This is a genomic window from Pseudoalteromonas sp. NZS37, assembly GCF_015864265.1.
Taxonomy (GTDB): domain Bacteria; phylum Pseudomonadota; class Gammaproteobacteria; order Enterobacterales; family Alteromonadaceae; genus Pseudoalteromonas; species Pseudoalteromonas arctica.
The window spans coordinates 66,390-84,343 of sequence record NZ_JADYXL010000005.1; the positions used below are offsets into that span (position 1 = coordinate 66,390).

General features: G+C 41.8%; 17 protein-coding genes and 1 tRNA gene. 16 read left to right on the forward strand and 2 right to left on the reverse strand.

The window, feature by feature from the left end:
• Window positions 1–40: 40 nt before the first annotated feature.
• Genes I6F47_RS10840 through I6F47_RS10905 form a run of 14 tightly spaced genes read left to right on the forward strand, consistent with a single transcriptional unit; the run spans window position 41 to window position 13,067 of the window.
• Entirely contained in the window at window positions 41–292 is a 252-nt protein-coding gene (locus I6F47_RS10840) for a hypothetical protein (protein WP_197183839.1), read from the forward strand.
• A 5-nt stretch (window positions 293–297) separates the two neighbouring features.
• The gene (locus I6F47_RS10845; protein ID WP_197183840.1) at window positions 298–912 is read left to right on the forward strand and encodes a head-tail connector protein; all 615 of its coding nucleotides are present in this window, start codon (window positions 298–300) and stop codon (window positions 910–912) included.
• Entirely contained in the window at window positions 909–1,238 is a 330-nt protein-coding gene (locus I6F47_RS10850) for a phage head closure protein (protein WP_197183841.1), read from the forward strand. The genes I6F47_RS10845 and I6F47_RS10850 overlap by 4 nt, the downstream gene beginning before the upstream one ends.
• Window positions 1,231–1,737, forward strand: coding sequence for an HK97-gp10 family putative phage morphogenesis protein (locus I6F47_RS10855; RefSeq protein WP_197183842.1), 507 nt, complete (start codon window positions 1,231–1,233; stop codon window positions 1,735–1,737). The genes I6F47_RS10850 and I6F47_RS10855 overlap by 8 nt, the downstream gene beginning before the upstream one ends.
• Window positions 1,734–2,132, forward strand: coding sequence for a hypothetical protein (locus I6F47_RS10860; RefSeq protein ID WP_024590496.1), 399 nt, complete (start codon window positions 1,734–1,736; stop codon window positions 2,130–2,132). The genes I6F47_RS10855 and I6F47_RS10860 overlap by 4 nt, the downstream gene beginning before the upstream one ends.
• A gap of 1 nt (window position 2,133) precedes the next feature.
• Window positions 2,134–2,598, forward strand: coding sequence for a hypothetical protein (locus I6F47_RS10865; protein WP_197183843.1), 465 nt, complete (start codon window positions 2,134–2,136; stop codon window positions 2,596–2,598).
• Window positions 2,599–2,934, forward strand: coding sequence for a hypothetical protein (locus tag I6F47_RS10870; RefSeq protein WP_024590494.1), 336 nt, complete (start codon window positions 2,599–2,601; stop codon window positions 2,932–2,934).
• 44 nt (window positions 2,935–2,978) lie between these two features.
• The gene (locus tag I6F47_RS10875) at window positions 2,979–3,173 is read left to right on the forward strand and encodes a hypothetical protein (RefSeq protein ID WP_197183844.1); all 195 of its coding nucleotides are present in this window, start codon (window positions 2,979–2,981) and stop codon (window positions 3,171–3,173) included.
• Between the two features lie 3 nt (window positions 3,174–3,176).
• Entirely contained in the window at window positions 3,177–5,447 is a 2,271-nt protein-coding gene (locus I6F47_RS10880) for a hypothetical protein (protein ID WP_197183845.1), read from the forward strand.
• A gap of 2 nt (window positions 5,448–5,449) precedes the next feature.
• A complete protein-coding gene (locus I6F47_RS10885; protein ID WP_197183846.1) occupies window positions 5,450–5,908 on the forward strand; it encodes a hypothetical protein in 459 nt (152 codons plus the stop codon).
• 11 nt (window positions 5,909–5,919) lie between these two features.
• The gene (locus I6F47_RS10890) at window positions 5,920–9,663 is read left to right on the forward strand and encodes a hypothetical protein (protein WP_197183847.1); all 3,744 of its coding nucleotides are present in this window, start codon (window positions 5,920–5,922) and stop codon (window positions 9,661–9,663) included.
• A 2-nt stretch (window positions 9,664–9,665) separates the two neighbouring features.
• Window positions 9,666–10,157, forward strand: coding sequence for a DUF1833 family protein (locus I6F47_RS10895; protein ID WP_197183848.1), 492 nt, complete (start codon window positions 9,666–9,668; stop codon window positions 10,155–10,157).
• 2 nt (window positions 10,158–10,159) lie between these two features.
• Window positions 10,160–10,555 carry a hypothetical protein gene (locus tag I6F47_RS10900; protein ID WP_197183849.1) on the forward strand — a complete coding sequence of 132 codons (396 nt, stop codon included), beginning with the start codon at window positions 10,160–10,162 and terminating at the stop codon, window positions 10,553–10,555.
• Window positions 10,539–13,067 (forward strand): host specificity factor TipJ family phage tail protein, encoded by a 2,529-nt coding sequence (locus I6F47_RS10905; RefSeq protein ID WP_197183850.1) that lies wholly within the window; start codon window positions 10,539–10,541, stop codon window positions 13,065–13,067. The genes I6F47_RS10900 and I6F47_RS10905 overlap by 17 nt, the downstream gene beginning before the upstream one ends.
• Before the next feature lie 787 nt (window positions 13,068–13,854).
• Here the strand turns inward: I6F47_RS10905 and I6F47_RS10910 are convergent.
• Together I6F47_RS10910 and I6F47_RS10915 are read right to left on the reverse strand one after the other, a co-directional pair.
• Window positions 13,855–13,931 (reverse strand) — tRNA-Pro (locus tag I6F47_RS10910).
• A 110-nt stretch (window positions 13,932–14,041) separates the two neighbouring features.
• Window positions 14,042–14,665, reverse strand: coding sequence for an arylesterase (locus I6F47_RS10915; RefSeq protein ID WP_002960656.1), 624 nt, complete (start codon window positions 14,663–14,665; stop codon window positions 14,042–14,044).
• Here I6F47_RS10915 and I6F47_RS10920 point away from each other — a divergent pair, their 5' ends adjacent.
• Window positions 14,666–15,379 (forward strand): ABC transporter ATP-binding protein, encoded by a 714-nt coding sequence (locus tag I6F47_RS10920; RefSeq protein WP_008137049.1) that lies wholly within the window; start codon window positions 14,666–14,668, stop codon window positions 15,377–15,379. It begins immediately after the preceding gene.
• Window positions 15,369–17,870, forward strand: a complete 2,502-nt coding sequence (locus I6F47_RS10925; protein WP_197183851.1) for an ABC transporter permease — start codon at window positions 15,369–15,371, stop codon at window positions 17,868–17,870. Before I6F47_RS10920 ends, I6F47_RS10925 begins: the two co-directional genes overlap by 11 nt.
• Window positions 17,871–17,954: the final 84 nt, after the last annotated feature.

Here is a 17,954-nt window from a genome sequence, read left to right on the forward strand (position 1 = left end):
AGCCCCTTAACCGGGGCTTTTTTATTTAAGGAATATAACCATGGCAGCTAAAAAACTAATCACCGCACGTGTACTTGTTGCATGCGTCATTGCAGATCACCATTTTGAGCCAAATGCACTCGTAAAAGGCGATGCAGAATTACTAAAACCGTTAATAGACGTCGGCGAACTATCCGATGACAAAGCCGCTATTGATTACTGTAGTAAAGAGCTAGAAGTTGACACTGTTGATCTTAATGGCATCGATGAAGCCGTTGATAGCAACCCTGACGACACCGATAACAAAGAGTAGACAGAATGAAAATGCTCCGAAAGCTAATACAGGCCCCCAGTATTGAGCCATTCATCGTAGAAGAACTGGCAGCACATACCAATGCTGATGATGATCACCATGATTATTTGCAAAGCTTGGTGCCCAGAGCGCGTAAACGGTTTGAACAACGTAGTGGCCGGTTATTAGTAGAACAAACATGGCAATTTGCATTGCCAAAGTTTTGCAATGAAATTCACCTGCCTTTTGCGCCGCTTCGGAGCATTAATTCAATTAAATATATTAATAACTTGGGGCAGTTTGTCACACTCGATTCAAGTGACTACCGAGTTATTGAGCATGGTTTAACTGCCACAATCACCCCTAAATTAGGCGGTCAGTGGCCAGCCGTGGGGTTTAAAATAGCCGATGCGGTACAAATTGAATGTGTATTTGGTCATGGTACCCTCACAGATGAGGGTACCAGCATAGATAACGAAACACTCATAGACCAGGATAAGTACGACCTAGCAAAACAAGCCATTTTGGTATTAATTGCCGACTGGTTTCGTAACCGCGAAGACACCGCACCGGTGCAGCTTTACGATATGCCTAATGCCTTTAAAGCCATTGCAGATGAACTCGCGGTTGAACTTTTATGAAATTGCTCCCAGCTGCTAAATACAACTGCAAAGCCAGCTTTGGTAAAGGTGTAAAGTCAAATGACGGCTATAACACCAACAGCCATGCGCATGAATTTTACCGTTGGGTAAATATACAAACCGGTGCAGCGAAAGAGCTCGAGCAAAGCGGCCAGTTAATGGGCGAAATAACCCATACAATTACCTGCCGTTACAGCAATAAAATAACCCCAACTCACCAAATTAGTTATAAGCAACGGCTATTTGAAATCATTGGCACACCCGTAAATCAAGACTTTGCCAATGCACAAACCATTATTGCCGTTAAGGAGCTCACCCATGCTTAATACAGGTATCGATATATCGGGCCTTAAAGAAATGGAAAAAGCGTTGCTTGAAATAGGTAAAGAAATCGGCGCTAAAAAGGCCAGCGGTATAATGACCAGTGCAATAAGAGATGGCGCTATTAAATATCAGCAAGGTATGCAGCGCAATGCACCAGAGTCAAACGTAGCTCGCGTGGTTAAAACCAAACAAGGCCAAAAAGTTGAAATCCGCCCAGGCTTTTTAAAATCACGCATTAAAGTTAAAGCCAGTACTAATCGCCAAGGTAAAGAAACACGTCGCTTTGGTAAAGGGGTTGTATCGCTAGTGCGTGTGGGCGTATTTAAAGTGCCTTACATAGTGCAAGTTGAATATGGCACAAACACGCAAAAGGCTAATCCATTTATTCGTCAAGCCTTTAAAAAACGCACCAATCAAGCGGTGGTAGTTATTAACCGTGGCTTAGCTAAACGCATCAATTTAGCGCAGCGCCGCATTGCCAAAAAGAACAAACCAGCATGATAGAAAACAGCATACGTACCAAGGCACTCGCATCATCTGCATTAACGGCTTTAATTGGCAATAATCTGCATTTTACTACCGCTCATAACTCAGACGATAACTATGTTTTGCTCAGTGTGATCACCGACGAAACGCCTATTGAAATACACATGGAAGACAACCAAAGCGAAGCACTCATTCAATTTGATTGTTATAGCAAAACGCCAGCAACCGCTAAAGCCATAGCCAAAGAGCTTGCCACCATCTTTAACAAACAAGGCTTTGTTGATGGTGTTGTAAATGTGCAGTTTGCGCTAAAGCAAAACCGTATACCCGACTTTGACACCGGCTCGCATTTATACCGCGAGTCATACGAATACATTTTTAAGTACCACACCATAAATAACGAGGTTTAACATGCCAGAACCAACACCAGTAACTACCGCAGCCGCTGATACGGTTGATTCACACAAATCCACACTCCAGTTTTGTACCACCGGTGTCGGTGAAGTCGATGCACTACTACCAGGGCTCGACATTATCCCACAAATTAACTCGGGCAAAGTGTACGAAGACGATACTGACATAGCAGCCGCCAACCGCTCTTACAGCGAAAAGTGCCTACCTGAAGACCAAGATTGGGAGCTCACATTTCGCCACAAACCTGCTAACACAGAGCAAAAAGCCTTTTGCGATATGGTAAAAGCAGGTACCCCTATCAGTATTAAAGTCACACGAGCCAGTGGCGAAGTACAAGACGTTGTGTATTTACCGCACGACTATTTTAGTGGTGAGTCGGGTAAAGACTCAGGTAAGCAAATGTTTGCTTGTATTGGCAAGCTGCAACAAGTGGTGTTTTCAACGTTAGCGGTGGGAGTGTAAATGATTACTGCAGCACAAATAATGGCGGGAAAGTTACCTACTTCCTCCCGCGAATTTGATATTGAAGGCGTAGGTAAAATAGTTTTACACCGTCTTCCCGCCATCGATGAAGTAAAAGCCAGAGAGCTGTTTACCGACAAAGATGCAGACCCCAAAAAGCTTGAAAAAATGGCGCAGCGCAATACCTACTATATGCTGCATGGCAAGTTTGACGATAAAGAAGCCGCCAAACTGCCTAGCTTAATCGATATGCAGCAGCTAGGTATGATCCACACCACCGGGTTGTTTTTCACTAATCTCGCTCAAGAAAACCTTGAGGCGATTGAAAAAAACTAAAACAGCAACCTGAGTTACAAGCGCTCTGCAATTTAGCAGATAACTTGGGTTGCTCACTCTATGACCTGCATAAACGCTTATCCGCTGACGAACTGGAACTGCGCTTAGTCCACCAAGGGCTAAAAATGGGCCTGACATTCGACAGAAGCGAACAACGAAAAATTGAATACGAGCAAAAACGCCGTGAAAGCGAAGCGTTTTTAAATACCTGTCCTTGGCGTAAACAAAAGAGAAATTAACACATGGCATCAATTGCAACGCTCACTATCGATTTAATCGGTAAAAGTGGGAAGCTGACTGCTGAGCTCAATAAAGCCAATAAACAAACCTCATCATGGGCTGATAAAACCCGCAAAATGGTGGGAGGGAGCGCTAAAGTAATGGCGGGGTTTGGTGTTACAGGCGCCGCCGCTTTTGCTTCTATTTATGCTAAAAATGCTGAGTTTATTGATCAACAAGCAAAAACAGCTGACCGTCTAGGTATAACCACGCAAGCGCTTGGCGGGTTGCAACATGCTGCTAATTTATATGGCGCCTCAAACGAAGAGCTAAATAAATCACTGCAAACCATGCAAAAAAACTTAGGCCAAGTGGGGCAAACTGGCACCGGTGAGGCTAAATACGCTCTTGATGGTTTAGGCTTATCGGTTCAAGAATTACAAGGCCTCGCGCCAGAAGAGCAATTTAAACTCATTGCCGACAAACTTAAAGGCGTTGAAGACCAAAGCCAAAAGGTGTACCTAGCACAAAGCTTAATGGGTAAATCGGGCGCTAAGATGATCAACGTCATGGACGCCGGCGCTGATGGCATAACCGCCATGATGGAAGAGGCCGACGCCCTAGGCATGACGTTCGATCGCATTGATGCCGCCAAGGTCGAAATGGCAAACGATGCATTCGATAAAGCACAAAAAACCACGCACAGTTTTGGCCAAACATTAGCAATAGAAACAGCGCCGATTATTGGTGCAATTGCTGATATGTGGACTGACTCAGCAAAAGAAGCCGGTGGCTTTGGCTCAATTGCTCAGCAGGTTGTAACTAAAGTAGCAACGGGAATAGGCTTTTTAGCTGATATGGGCCGTGGTTTACAAGTTACTTTTTTACTGGTGCGCCAAGCTATGGCCGAGCTTGTAAACGGCGTTATTCAAATTGGTACGGTCGGCTCTAAAGTTGGCGGTAAAATAGGAGACATGCTTGGGTTTGACACACAAACTTTAGACGAAATTAACCTGTTTGCAGATTCAGTCTCACAAACAACCGATAGCCTAGGCAAAGAGTTGAGCGATTTAGCATTAGAACCCATGCCATCTGAAAAGGTAAAAACATGGATTGCTGATGTTCAAACTAAATTTGAAGCCGCAGCACAAGAGCAAGTCAATAACCCGAAAAAGAAAGACCTCAGTGATTTATTGTTAAAAGCGGATCCTAAAATTATTGATGAAAAGTCGCAAAAGTTAATAGATGCGGCCCGTAATCAGTACCAACAAATATTTGATGCCCAGCTACAGCAAGATGGCAAAGAAGTAGAGCTCGAAAACCGCCGCTTTGAACGCAAGCAACAAGCAATGGAACGCGAGTTTCAGTTACTGCGTGATAAAAACCTCATCACTGCTGAAATAGAAGCTGAATACACCACCGCAAAAGAGCAAGCACTAGCACAACATGAGCAAAATATAAGCCTGATTAAGCAAGAGCAACTAGAAGCCAGAAAAGAGGCAGAACGCTTACATCAAGAGCAATTAGCAGAGCAGAATAATGGCTTTTGGACTAATTACATGGAGTCCATTAGAACCACTGCAGAAAACACCGACCAACTATGGGCTGATACACTCACTAATTTTAGTCAAACCATGTCTAGCAATATCACTCAGGCTATTACTGATTGGCAGGGCTTTGGTAATTTAGTAAAAAATATTGCGTCTAGCTTTTCAAAGGCTGTTATTCAATCACTTGTTGAAATTGGCACACAACGTTTGGTGTTATGGGCCTTAGAAGCAACGTTAGGTAAGGCTTCAGGTGTCAGTTACTTAACCCAAGTAACAGGGCAAGCACAAGCGGGTGCACACCTTGCTGCCATTAATGCCTTTGCTTCTACAGCAGCCATACCTATTATTGGCCCAGCCCTAGCACCAGGTGCAGCACTGGCAGCTGAAGCGGTAACGCAACCTTTAGCTGCAGCTGCAACGGCGGCAGCGGCAGGAACCTTAGCCTCATTTGATGGCGGTGGGTACACATGGGATGGCCCACGTAGCGGTGGCCTTGATGGTAAAGGCGGCCAGTTGGCCATGCTGCATCCCCAAGAAACCGTTGTTGATCACACTAAAGGCCAAAGCCTAGGCTCAAATGTCACTGTAAACGTGATTGAAGATGCATCCCGTGCGGGTTCACAAAGCCGGAGTGGTTTAAATGGTGAAGACGTCATAAACATCTTTGTAAGTAATATCCGCCAAGGTGGCGAGGCATCCTCTGCACTTGAAAGTACCTATAGCTTACAACGCCAAGGGGTATAAACGTGTTAATAAAATACCCGAAAGATTTAAAACTGCCACTTGTTTCAAGCCATCGTCTATCGCAAAACTCAAACTTATTACGTACAGACATGGCAAGCGGCCGCGCAAGGCAGCGCAAACGTTTTCAGTCAGTACCCACCACCATGAGCGCAACGTGGAAGCTAAACCCGTATCAAGCACAACTACTCGAAGGCTTTGTAACGCATGGTGTTAACGATGCGGTGAATTGGTTTTTAATGCCAATTCGCACACCACAAGGACTGATAGAACATGAAGTGCGTTTTATTAAAAGCCCGCTTGAGTCTTGCACTTACAACGGAGGCTTTTGGAACTACAGCGCCAATATTGAGATAAAACAACGACAAGTAGTGAGTGAAGAAGCAACAGCTAACCGTTTGCTTGAACCAAATACGATTGGACAATTTGTTAATGGTATAGCTAATGCCATTGAAAATTATTAGGAATAGAAACAATGAGTAATTTTTTTAGTTTAGTAACCGAGCTAGAAGGTTTATTAGAGAAGCTTAACGTCATAATCGCAGGTTCAGATAATGAAGTAGTTACGGTTAATGGCATTGAAAAAGACAGCATATCAAAAGCGATAAATGACAAGTATGCATCTATACTTTCAATAATGAATGGGCGTAAGTCATACGAAACAAAGTCACTAATGGAAGCTGATACGACTATATCTAAAGACCAATTAGCTGAAGTTTGGAACGATATTGAAGATAACAACGGACTATATGGATTCAATGGAGCCTCTTGGATAAAATCACCATATGACACCATTAAAAATATTCTGTCTTTAATTGACGAGGCAAAACTACAGGAAAAAATAACCGTTGGCGCAGGTTTGGTAGGTAATAGCAAAAACCTATACGGCCCATCAAATCATGAAAATTATAGAGACTATTTCACATCAACAGGTATATCGTCAACAAAACTAAAAGGTGTAAATTGCGTTTTGTTTTCAGAGAGCCAACACTTTTCAAGAGCTTTCAGTAAAGATGTATTTGAATCAGGTTATGTTTCTTTTTGTTTATATATTTATGAAAATGGCGACCTGAAAAACACCTCCACTACAGTTTCCAATCGTATTGTTATTTTTCAATATGATGCAAGCGGAAATGAAGTTGATCGCAGCACAAAATACGCGGAACCAAATGTAAAACAGCAATGGTTGATAGTAGATGACTTTGAAATACTGGATAGCTGTTCAACTATTAAATTTTATGTTGAATGTAATAAAGCAAATATTTACGCTTCTCACATTGGGATTTTCGATGGAGCTTGCGGCGCATATAGACCACCTGAAATCCCATCAAACCTTTGGCCAGATTTAAACTTTGAAGGTTTTGGACTTGACGCAGAGTCAAACTCATTACCCAAGCGCTACAGTGCCAATGGCATTGTTGGTTATGAGTTAGTCCCTACAGGTAATAATGAATATTATATGTGGAGCTTCCCTTCATCTCGCCAATTCAAAGCTGGCGCTTACGTAAACTTTAAAGGAGAGTTCAAAAACCCAACCAAGGTAGGTGGTTTAAGAGCTGAACTGCATTTTTATAATGAAAATGGTGACGTAATTAGTTCAGTTACGGATTCAAATAATACAACCGATACAGAGTCTTTTCGGTGTAGAGCAATTGTTCCCGTTGATACGTTTGAAGTTAAAGCTGGTTTTGTACAATACCAGTCAGCAACGATAAACAGCCTTATTACAGATATTTCATTAACTACAGACCAGGCTATTGAAATAGCACCACCTCAAACAAATCATATACTGAACGAGATAGCCCGTAACAGCGGAAATGTATTTAAAGAAATAGCGGGTAAAATCTCAAAGTCAGAAGCTTATGCAGATAAAGGCATTGAGTTTGGCAACTTGATTAAAGACCCAGATACATTTTCAGGCTTTACATCAACAATGGGGAAAGGTTTAGTTAACGACGTTTTTTGCGGAAAGCTCGGAGGTCAGAACCCACAAATAGCAACATTAAAGGTTGATCCTTCAAGGTTTGTAAACCAAAAGGGATCGTTCGGCCTAACAATTCCTATGAACAATTCAACAAATGGTCGAGTTCTTATACGGATGCTTGAGACTGATATTGTTGAAGCTACTGAATATCGTGTAACTAGAAACTTTACATCTGCGGATATTATTGCAGAAGATACAGCTAGAGATGGCTGGGGTTACATAGTGATTAGTGATTTTTATGTACCTACAGATATTATTAGCTTGAAACATGTAGAAATATATATTGATAGCGGGCCAACCTCAGATGTTAATCGCTTATTTGCGTTTTGCAATCCCTGGTTAGTTGCAGCAAAAGTTTACAATCCAATCGATCCACGTTCATTTTATAATGATTATTGGATAGACCCGACTATGGCAGGAAATTTATCTGATTTAAAAGGCACGGTTTCAGTTAATAGTGAAGGTTTAAATGAATTAAATATAGAAGCGACTGATTTTTTCAAAGGGAGAACTTACAGATTCCCAACAGGAGGTGTTTGGCTTCCGGGCGCTTACCTTAACTTTCATGCAGAGTTGTATATATCACCAGATAGCAATGCAGGCACTTCGACCGAAATTGCGGTTATTTATTATAATGAGGCGGGCAGCGAGATAAGACGTCAAAGCATAAGAACAACAAGGTTTAGTGCATACGGCGGGTTTGAGTCGAGAGACTTGTTTTTACACATACCAGAAGAAACATCCGAGATAGCTTTCCGGTGTGGTGCCAGAGCTGATGAGTCCGGTGGTGGCTATGTTTTTTCTAAATTTAGAAACTTTATTGTATCGCGCACCGCGCAATCCTCACCGTGGTACAAAAAACCACAGGGCGGTTCATCCCTTAATGGCGCAGGCCTTCCCACTGTTTACGTTAGCCCATTGGGTGATGACTCGGCATCTGGAAGTATCGATGAACCATTTAAAACAGGTGCTCGTGCATCTCAAGAGTTAAGCGGTGGCGGTGTTATCACTCTTTTAGCAGGAGAACATACAAACTTTACAGTTCCTTTAGGTTCAATTAAAGGCAGTTTATTGATAAATAAGCCTGCAATGGTTGATGCGAGAATAGTTCAAAAAGATGGATTAATTGAGGGGGAATGGAGCAAGCAAACAGGTTTTGAAAACATATGGTATGTACAAGCTTCAAGCTATAGTGGCCGATTCATTTGGGAGCATGAGATTCCTCAGCATCCTGTTGAGGAGTCAGAAAGGCATCCCCTGCAAAGAGGCAGAAGCTATAGACTTCCAAGCTTTAGATTGTATAAGGTGACAAGCCTTGTAGAGTGTGAAGAAAATAACGGGACATGGTTTTATGATAGTGATGATGACCGACTTTATGTGAATAATAGTGACGGTAGCGATCCAAATATGAGAAGTTACTATTTACCTACATCAAAAAGCATTGTTAGTGGCAATCACCAATCATTGCATCTAACAGTAAAAAACATAGACCTTTGGTATGCTGGGTTTAATGTTACGAACCTCGGAAGTTATGAGCTACATAATATTAGAAACATCGGCGGCTTGTATAATGGCTGCGATCGTGGCTCATCTAGTGGTGTCGAAAATCGCGTGGAATACAGCGGTAATAACAATGATGGAGGGAATTCACACAACTCAAATTCTGAATGGGTTGGTCCAGCAGGTGATGTACCACCGGCTGCAAAGATTACTTCAATTGATATGTATTGCCATGATAACTATGATGATGGGGATTCTTTACATGAAAGATGCGAAGGAACTTATATTGGTGGTTTGTGGGAATATAATGGAGATAGAGGTGTCGCAACTAGCTATGGCGCCCATGTCACTGTAAGTAATGGCATGGCAAGGCATAACGGGTCTTATGACACTGCTATGGGGCAGCAGAACCCCGGAAGTAATTCTGGTGGTGAAGGTTTTGCTTGTGTTGGTAGTGCTATTGAAGCAGAGCAGGGAATTGCCACCCAAATGAACCTCTTTAATTGCATTTCATCATATAACAACTTGAACTTTGCTTTAAATAGAGGTGGTTATGGAGACCGAATGGAGTGCAATCACTGCATCAGTGAGTACGGGAAAGTTGCAGGTTATAGTGCTGAATTCTCAAACCGCATTATGACTCTAAGAAATTCAACCGATTTTGGTTCGACAGTAGCAAAAAGAGAATCAGACGGTGGCCAAATCATAGTTAAAAATGGCAATTTGGTTATTTAATTATGTCGACAGTCCTCCAAAAAGTATACGCCAGCGCCCCAGCAAACGACCTACCGATACACACATTAGAACTAAAAGCAGATTCCTTATGGCAACTTAGAATTTGCGATGGCTTTGATGATGTAACTGCAGGTATTGAGGGGGGCGAAATGGTCACCTTTTTAGCCAGCGGCATGGGGGTTTCACTTCCCGCCCGCGGGGTTAAAGGGCGGCAAGACTTACAATTTCAAATTGATAACGTCACTGGTGAAGCACTTTCTAAAGTAACGCAAGCTATTGATGCGGGTGTGCCAATTAAAGTGATTTACCGCGTGTATACAGCAAGTAACTTATCAGAACCTGCAGAGCCTGCAGTTGAAATGAAAGCGGTTGATGTTCAGGCCACAGCGCTAAGTTTAAATGTAGTGGCGTCATTTAATGATTTAGTAAATAAAGCCTGGCCTAAAAATCGTTACACTCCATCCATTGCCCCAGGGCTCAAATACTTCAGTTAACTATGAAACACATAAATGATTACTTAAGCGTACCTTACGTTGATGGTGGTCGAGATATGGCTGGCCTCGATTGTTGGGGCCAACCACGGCTTGTTCTACATAACGTATTTGGCAAACCCTTATTTAAATCGTTTGGTCATGTAAGCCCAGACGATAAAGCCCACCTCACTAGCTCATATAAACAAATAGTTGAGCAGTTTAAACCTTGCTCAGCTAAAGAGCAGGCTATTGCATGCGGCTTTAGAGGGCAAAATTTAATACATATGGGGTTATGCGTAGTTGTTGATGGGCAGTTGCAAATACTGCATACCTCACGGAAAAAAGGCCCGTCAATTGTAACAATCGCAGATTTTAAGCGGTTATTTTTTAAGGTTAAGTTTTATGAGTACACAGGTTGAAATTAAGGTTTACCCCAATAAGTTAGATAAAAAATTATTTGAAAATTGTACCGGTGTGGTGGGGCAAACATTAGATATCTGGTTAAAAGAAAACGTCCCCTCGTATGATGAACGCGAACAACCGTTATTTAGTGCCGCTGTAAATAGCAAATACTTACCACCCTCTGACTGGCCTACATACATATTTAAACAAGGGGATAATATAAGCTTAACTGTAGAGGCAAAAGATCCTGCAACAATTGCCTATGCCATTATTGCGATTGTGGCGGTGGGTGTTGCTATTTACACCGCCAATCAAATACCCGATAACTACAACTCAACCACGCCCGATGGCAGTAGTATCTATGATGTAAATACACAGGGAAATAAACCACGGCTAATGGGTATTATTCCCGAAGGCGCTGGTCGCCACTTAATCTATCCTGACTACTTAACCATGCCACGCCGTGAATACATTAATAATGAGCAGTGGCTGTATTTAATGTTAAGCGTTGGCAGTGGTGAATATGAAATACTGCCCGAAGAGGTGTTTATTGCTAATACCCCAGTAAAAAGTTACACGGGCGATGTGTTTTATGAAATATTTGGCCCCGGTGAAGATGTGAGTGGTCATGAAGGCCATCGTAATGTTTATACATCAAGCGAGGTGGGTTCAACATCAGGGAGCACTGGTATCGAGCTAAAAGGGCGAGTAACCAGCGCCGGTGGTAGTGAGTCAAGCAAATATAGCTATTCATTTTCAGCAAAAGAAGTGGTGGTTCACTTTGAAGAATACGAACCTGAAGTGGGTAAATGGAAACACAAATCGCACTTACCGTTTGCTCTAGGTGAGATCATAAAAGTAGAGGGGGCCAGCAACGTTGAGAATAATGGTTATTACGAAATTATTACCAAAGATATTGACGGCAGCGAGCTTAAAAAGCTGGATGCGCAATACCAAGAAGACACCACATGGACGGGGTTTACTCCCGAAGCGAATACCTATGCCAAGGTTTATACCGAAGATGGCGGCGGTGATGGCGAATTTAACGGGCCGTTTTTTGCGGTACCAGAAGGGGAGGTGACCGACCAATTATGGCTTGATTTTTCCTTGCCGCAAGGTTTGGGCGAGCTTGATGATCAAGGCAATTTTTTAACACGCTCAGTGAACCTGGTAGTTGAGTATCGAGCTGAAGGCGCACTTGAATGGATTCAAGCACCCGCGATTTCTTTTTCTGGCAAAACGAATGATCAACTGGGTAAAACTACCCCTATTAGTTTATCTGAAAAAATCCGCCCAGAAGTGAGAGTTAAACGCAGCACCGCGGCTAATGATGATACCCGCATTTATGACGATGTGTATTGGACAGCCTTAAAAGCAGAGCTTGAAAGCGCCACAATATACCAAGGCATGACAACCCTTGCAGTAAGAATACGCGGAACCAATAATTTAGCGGGTTCGGCCGAAAACAAGTTTAACCTTATTGCTACGCGTGTTTTACCCGCTTTTGAGAATGGCGCTTGGAGCGCACCAAGGCCAACCACCGACATAGCACCGTTTTTTGCGCATGTAATAAAAAGTGCAGGGCACGCTGATAGTAAAATAGGTTTAGACGCACTTGAAGCACTGCACCCTATTTGGCAAGCCCGAGGTGATGAGTTTAATGCGGTGTTCGACAGTGAAAGCACCATGTTCGAAGTAATAAAACGGGTACTGGCTGTAGGGTTTGCGGAGCCAACCATTGATTATGGCCAGATCACCCCTGTGCGCGACCAAAAGCGAACTATCTATAACCACATGTATCAGCCAGATAATTACATAGGCATGTTAAAGCGCTCTATAAAATTGATTGATGACGACGAACCTGATGGTATCGAAGTCGAATATTTCAGCCCAATAACATGGAAGTCAGAAACAATCCTTTGTACATTACCCGGCGATTTAGGTATCAACCCCGAAAAGGTAAGAGCGTTTGGTATAACCAGTCGCGATAAAGCCTACCAATTTGGCATGCGTAAACGCCGTACACGCCGCTATCGCCGTACACGCTTTGACTTCAAAACAGAAATGGACGCACTCAATTCACGTTACCTAGATTTCTGTGCACTGGCAGACGATATACCAGGATATGAACAAAGCGGTACTGTGGTGGGTTATGATGGCCGTTCAATGTATGTTGATCATATAGGTTTAGAGTGGCAATCAGGTCAATCACATATCCTAGCAATTAGAAAACCAGACGGTACATTATCCGGCCCATACAATGCATCACCAGGAAGTGCTAATAACGAAGTGATAATTGATGATGACCTAGACTTCACACCAGTATTTGACGGCTCAATAGAACCACCACTATACATGTTTGGTATCAACGAACGCTGGTGTAACGCAGTATTGATCCGCGATATAAAGCCATCTTCAACAGAACAAGTAAGCGTTACAGCAGAGCTAGACGACGATCGTGTTTATCTTGATGATGACAGACTAGCGCCTGCGACTACAAGCACCACAATTCCAGATATTTATTTCTGAATATATCTTAATCTAATTGAACTTGCGGGTATGTGTATTGTCTAATGAGGTGCTAACAAGGAGTTAGCGTCGGCGTCACTTTTCATCGTGATTAGAAATTACGATTGTCAGACAGCTTTTCAATTTAATAAAAGGATTTAAATATGTTAATTTTCGAAACTATCGTTTCAATTCCATTCATTACATCAATTTTTGCAAGCTTAATTGCAACTAGCTTATACAATAAGTTTTTCAATACCCCTGAATCTCAGCCGAGAAACGAAAAAAAAATTGTGCTTTTACAAACCAATAGTCAGTTGATTGAGCCAGTTACAGTTAACTTTAAAGTTATAAGAATTATTTCTCGAAAAATAAGTTCTAATAACTAGCTTTTAAATGTCATAGACTGGTATGGGTTTTACCTACCAGTCATTTCATCAAATATTTTGAACATTCCATTTAATACTATAGCCATTCCGACACCTATCAAAAACCTATTATGTTTTCTTAGGTAGTAAGTATTGCTATTAAAGTAACTAATAGAAGCGCAACAATCACTTTTAAAATCCCATTCACACTTTCTCCTAAATAATTTATTAGAGAAAGTAACAATCGCGAAAGACTATGGATTAGCAAGCAGGTTTGGAAGCAAGTAAAGGTATTTCATTAAAATAAGTAATGTATAAATCCTAATAAAAAAGGCGTGTCTGGAAAGGATAATACAAATATAATACAAATCTAGTACAAATTATTTTTTAGAAGTTGGCTTTTTATTTTGTGTAAGTGTCAGATATTAAAGGGGAATAAATGGTCGGTATGGAGAGATTCGAACTCTCGACCCCTGCCACCCCATGACAGTGCGCTACCAAGCTGCGCCACATACCGATTTGTATGCAATAGTACGTGTATTTTTTTAAAAATCAATAAGCGATTGTTTGTTTGGATGTTTATTACGCAAGAGGCATAAAATAGCACCCTTGCGATGTATTAATTGGCTAGTCTTTATTTAACCACTTTTTGATCGAGTCATACATCTCATCTCGTATTAATGGTTGGGCTTTTTTGTTAGGGTGTAAACTATCGTTTTGCATTAGATCAGATTGGCTGGCAATATCTAGCATAAAAAAGTTCATTAAATGCGCATTTGTTTCTTCGCTAACGCGTGAGAAAGTGTCTGTAAACATTTTGCTATAACGCGGACCGTAATTAGGGGGAATGTAAATCTCCATTAAGGCGGTCATCGCATTAGCTGCTTGGCTTTTTTGAATAAGAGACGTTAAGTTAGTTTGCATTTTTTTGACTGGAAAACCACGTAAACCGTCATTAGCACCTAGCTCAATAAGTACATGAGTGGGTTCGTATTGCTCAAGCAATGCATCTAAACGGCGTAGGGCTCCACCAGATGTTTCGCCACTAATACTGGCGTTGATAAGTTCAATGTCGGCTTGTTCGTCATCGTATTTATCTTGTAACAATTTTACCCAGCCTTCTTCTTGTTGAAGTCCGTAGGCTGCGCTTAAACTGTCACCGAGTATTAAAATCGTGTTGTCGGCTGCTGCGCTCAGCGGTTTGATAACTAAAAATAAAATGAATACTAAACGAAGGATTGAATGAGTCATATGTCAGCGCTTTCTCAATTAAATATAATTCAGGTTAATGGTTTGTCTAAAGTAGTCTCTACCTTTGAAGGTGAGCTGCCCATCCTCAGCGACATCAGCTTTAATGTCAAGCATGGCGAGTCTGTTGCTATTGTTGGCACGTCGGGCTCTGGTAAATCAACGTTACTCAGTTTATTAGCAGGGCTGGATACCGCAAGCAGCGGCGAAATATTTTTAGATGGCGAGCCATTACACAATTTAGATGAAGAAGAGCGTGCTGCACTGCGCGCGGCTAAAATTGGATTTGTGTTTCAATCGTTCATGTTAGTACAAAGCTTAACTGCACTAGAAAACGTTATGCTACCAGCAGAACTTGCTGGCGAAAGTGATGCAAAAGAGCAAGCAATTGCTTTGCTTGAAAAAGTAGGCTTGAGCCATCGAATTGACCATTACCCGTCGCAACTCTCTGGCGGTGAACAGCAACGTGTTGCTATTGCGCGAGCATTTATTGGTACACCTAAAATACTGTTTGCTGATGAGCCTTCGGCTAACTTAGACAGCAAAAACGGTAAAATGATTGAGTCGTTATTATTTGATTTAAACACGCAACACGGCACTACGCTTATTTTGGTTACTCACGATGAAGGGCTTGCACAAAAATGTGAGCACATTATTCAAATAGAAGCGGGTTTACTGGTAAAAAGCCAAGTAGAGGACGTTGCTAATGTGGGTTAAGTTAGCGCTTAAGTTGTTTTCGCGAGAATTTCGCCGTGGTGAGTTAACAGTTATAAGCGCAGCTATCGCTCTTGCTGTTTTAACCGTGCTTACACTGTCTATGGTTACTGAGCGAATAGGGCAAAGTATTGCGCAAAAAAGCAGTGCTTTTATTGCAGCAGACCGTGTACTTGCAAGCGATCATGTTCTCGACACTGCTTTTATTACTAAAGCACAGAGCCAAAATTTAAAAACGGCGCAAATGGTGTACTTCGACACTATGTTGTTTGCCGATGATGAAATGCAGTTTAGCTCAGTAAAAGCGGCATCTAATGCGTACCCGTTAAAAGGGCAGTTAAAAGTTAAAGACACCTTAACAGGTGAAACTAAGGTTGCTAATAGCGGACCAACGCCTGGTAATGTGTGGCTAAGTGAATCAGTATTTTACAGTTTAAATATTGATATAGGCGCGCAAGTAGAACTTGGCGCTGCATTATTTAATGTTTCAAAAGTTATTGTAGAAGAGCCCGATGCGCCATTTAATGTATTTTCGAGTAGCCGCCGCGTGCTTATTAATATTGACGATGTGGCAAAAACTGAAGTTGTGCAGCCAGGTAGTCGTGTTTATTATCGCCAACTTTATGCAGGTAGTGAGGCCGATATAAATAGCTTTTACGAGTGGCTTAAACCACAAATGAAAGAAAACCAACAATGGTACGGCGTTAAAGACCGTCAATCACCTATTTCAAATAGTTTAAACCGTGCAGAGAGCTTTTTATTACTTGCCGGCCTATTAGGTATTATTTTAGCCGCAGTGGCTATAGCCGTTTCAGCAAAACGTTATTGTGAACGACAATACGACCCAGTAGCGATGATGAAAACGCTAGGCGGTAGCCGTTCAATGATCCGCAAAATATACATGCTCCATTTATTGCTTGTATGTGCAATGGCGGTAAGTATTGGGCTGTTAATTGGTTATGGCTTGCAAGAAATAGCAACAAGTTACTTATCGAAAAGTATGGGCACAGAGCTACCTTTAGGTGGCTTTAAACCTTGGCTGGTGGCTATAAGCACTGGCGTAATTTGTGCCGTTATGTTTTCTATTAAACCGTTATTTGATTTATTTGATATTCCACCGCTTAGAGTGCTGCGCCGTAACTTAGGTGACAAGTTGGCAGTAAGTCGTGTGCATTTAGGCATGAGTGCGCTAACTGTGTTTTTATTAATGTGGTTATTTAGTAACAACATAAAAATAACGCTTATTTTGTTTGCCTCAACGCTTGCGCTAATTGGTGTGTTGTTTTTGATATCTAAATTAATATTTGGTGGCGGTCGAAAATTAGGGCTTAAGCCAGGTAACAGTTGGTCGCTTGCAATTGCATCTATTCAAAAGCGTGCAAATGTGAACGCGGTACAGTTAATTAGTTTTTCGTTAGCGATTAAATTACTGCTGTTTTTAGTGGTACTTAAAAACGACATGATATCTGATTGGCAGTCGCAACTTCCTGCCGATGCGCCTAATGCGTTTTTAGTTAATATTACGCAAAATGAGCTTGAGCCAATTAATGAATATTTAGCTCAAAAAGATATTCAAGTATCAGAGTTTTATCCCACTATTCGTGGGCGCGTAAATGCGGTGAATGGCGAGTTGGTAGCACGTTCAGTATCGCTGCAAGACAACGAGAAAAAAGACGAAGAAGCACGTGCAGGTATTGGCCGCGAGCTAAACCTTACATGGCTTAAAGATGTGCCTGACCAAAATGAAGTAACACAAGGCACGTGGTTTGGTGAAAATGCGATGGCTGAAGCCTCAGTAGAGGAGTCGATGCTTGAGCGTTTAGATGTTGAGATAGGCGATACGCTTACATTTTTAATTGGTTCGCAGTCGTTCGACGCTAAAATCACCAGTGTGCGCAAAGTTAATTGGGCCACGCTTAAACCTAACTTTTTTATTATTTTAAGCCCAGATGTACTTGCAGATTTTCCGGCAACGTATATTTCGTCGGTACGTATAAACCCAGATCAAAAGCGTGATTTTAGCCAGTTATTGCGTACTTACCCTACTATTACAGCGATTGATATTGATAACTTTGTTAAGCAAATACAAACAACTATTTCACAAGTATCACTCGCCATTGGCTTTGTACTTGCAATTGTTGTGCTGTGTGGTGCGCTTGTACTTATATCGCAAGTGCAAGCTAGTTTAGGTGAGCGTATGCAAGAAATTGTCATACTGCGAACGCTAGGGGCTAAAAGCCGATTAATTAAAAATGCGACCTTGTACGAGTTTTTATTACTCGGCGGTTTAGCTGGCTTAGTTGCCGCATTTTTTAGTGATATAGCGCTTTTAATTGTGCAGCAACAAATGTTTGATTTAGCAGGTAAGTTACATCCGCATATATGGGTTATTGGTCCGGTAGCTGGCGGTGTATTTGTGGCTGGTTTAGGCTATTTAATGATTGCCCGAACACTTAAACAAAATACCCAAGGATTAGTGCGTGCCCTAGGGTAAGCTTAAACTAACATGCTCCTTCAAATGCCCACCTAACACGTGGGCATTTTTGTTTTCTTTGTACTGGTAATTTATACAGTGCTC

What these genes read in the sequence shown, in the direction of transcription:
- I6F47_RS10925 (WP_197183851.1), top strand. Translation starts at nt 15,369, where the DNA reads ATGTGGGTTAAGTTAGCGCTTAAGTTGTTTTCGCGAGAATTTCGCCGT.
- I6F47_RS10900 (WP_197183849.1), top strand. Translation starts at nt 10,160, where the DNA reads ATGAAACACATAAATGATTACTTAAGCGTACCTTACGTTGATGGTGGT.
- I6F47_RS10850 (WP_197183841.1), top strand. Translation starts at nt 909, where the DNA reads ATGAAATTGCTCCCAGCTGCTAAATACAACTGCAAAGCCAGCTTTGGT.
- I6F47_RS10860 (WP_024590496.1), top strand. Translation starts at nt 1,734, where the DNA reads ATGATAGAAAACAGCATACGTACCAAGGCACTCGCATCATCTGCATTA.
- I6F47_RS10840 (WP_197183839.1), top strand. Translation starts at nt 41, where the DNA reads ATGGCAGCTAAAAAACTAATCACCGCACGTGTACTTGTTGCATGCGTC.
- I6F47_RS10915 (WP_002960656.1), bottom strand. Translation starts at nt 14,665, where the DNA reads ATGACTCATTCAATCCTTCGTTTAGTATTCATTTTATTTTTAGTTATC.
- I6F47_RS10855 (WP_197183842.1), top strand. Translation starts at nt 1,231, where the DNA reads ATGCTTAATACAGGTATCGATATATCGGGCCTTAAAGAAATGGAAAAA.
- I6F47_RS10905 (WP_197183850.1), top strand. Translation starts at nt 10,539, where the DNA reads ATGAGTACACAGGTTGAAATTAAGGTTTACCCCAATAAGTTAGATAAA.
- I6F47_RS10895 (WP_197183848.1), top strand. Translation starts at nt 9,666, where the DNA reads ATGTCGACAGTCCTCCAAAAAGTATACGCCAGCGCCCCAGCAAACGAC.
- I6F47_RS10845 (WP_197183840.1), top strand. Translation starts at nt 298, where the DNA reads ATGAAAATGCTCCGAAAGCTAATACAGGCCCCCAGTATTGAGCCATTC.
- I6F47_RS10890 (WP_197183847.1), top strand. Translation starts at nt 5,920, where the DNA reads ATGAGTAATTTTTTTAGTTTAGTAACCGAGCTAGAAGGTTTATTAGAG.
- I6F47_RS10865 (WP_197183843.1), top strand. Translation starts at nt 2,134, where the DNA reads ATGCCAGAACCAACACCAGTAACTACCGCAGCCGCTGATACGGTTGAT.
- I6F47_RS10880 (WP_197183845.1), top strand. Translation starts at nt 3,177, where the DNA reads ATGGCATCAATTGCAACGCTCACTATCGATTTAATCGGTAAAAGTGGG.
- I6F47_RS10870 (WP_024590494.1), top strand. Translation starts at nt 2,599, where the DNA reads ATGATTACTGCAGCACAAATAATGGCGGGAAAGTTACCTACTTCCTCC.
- I6F47_RS10920 (WP_008137049.1), top strand. Translation starts at nt 14,666, where the DNA reads ATGTCAGCGCTTTCTCAATTAAATATAATTCAGGTTAATGGTTTGTCT.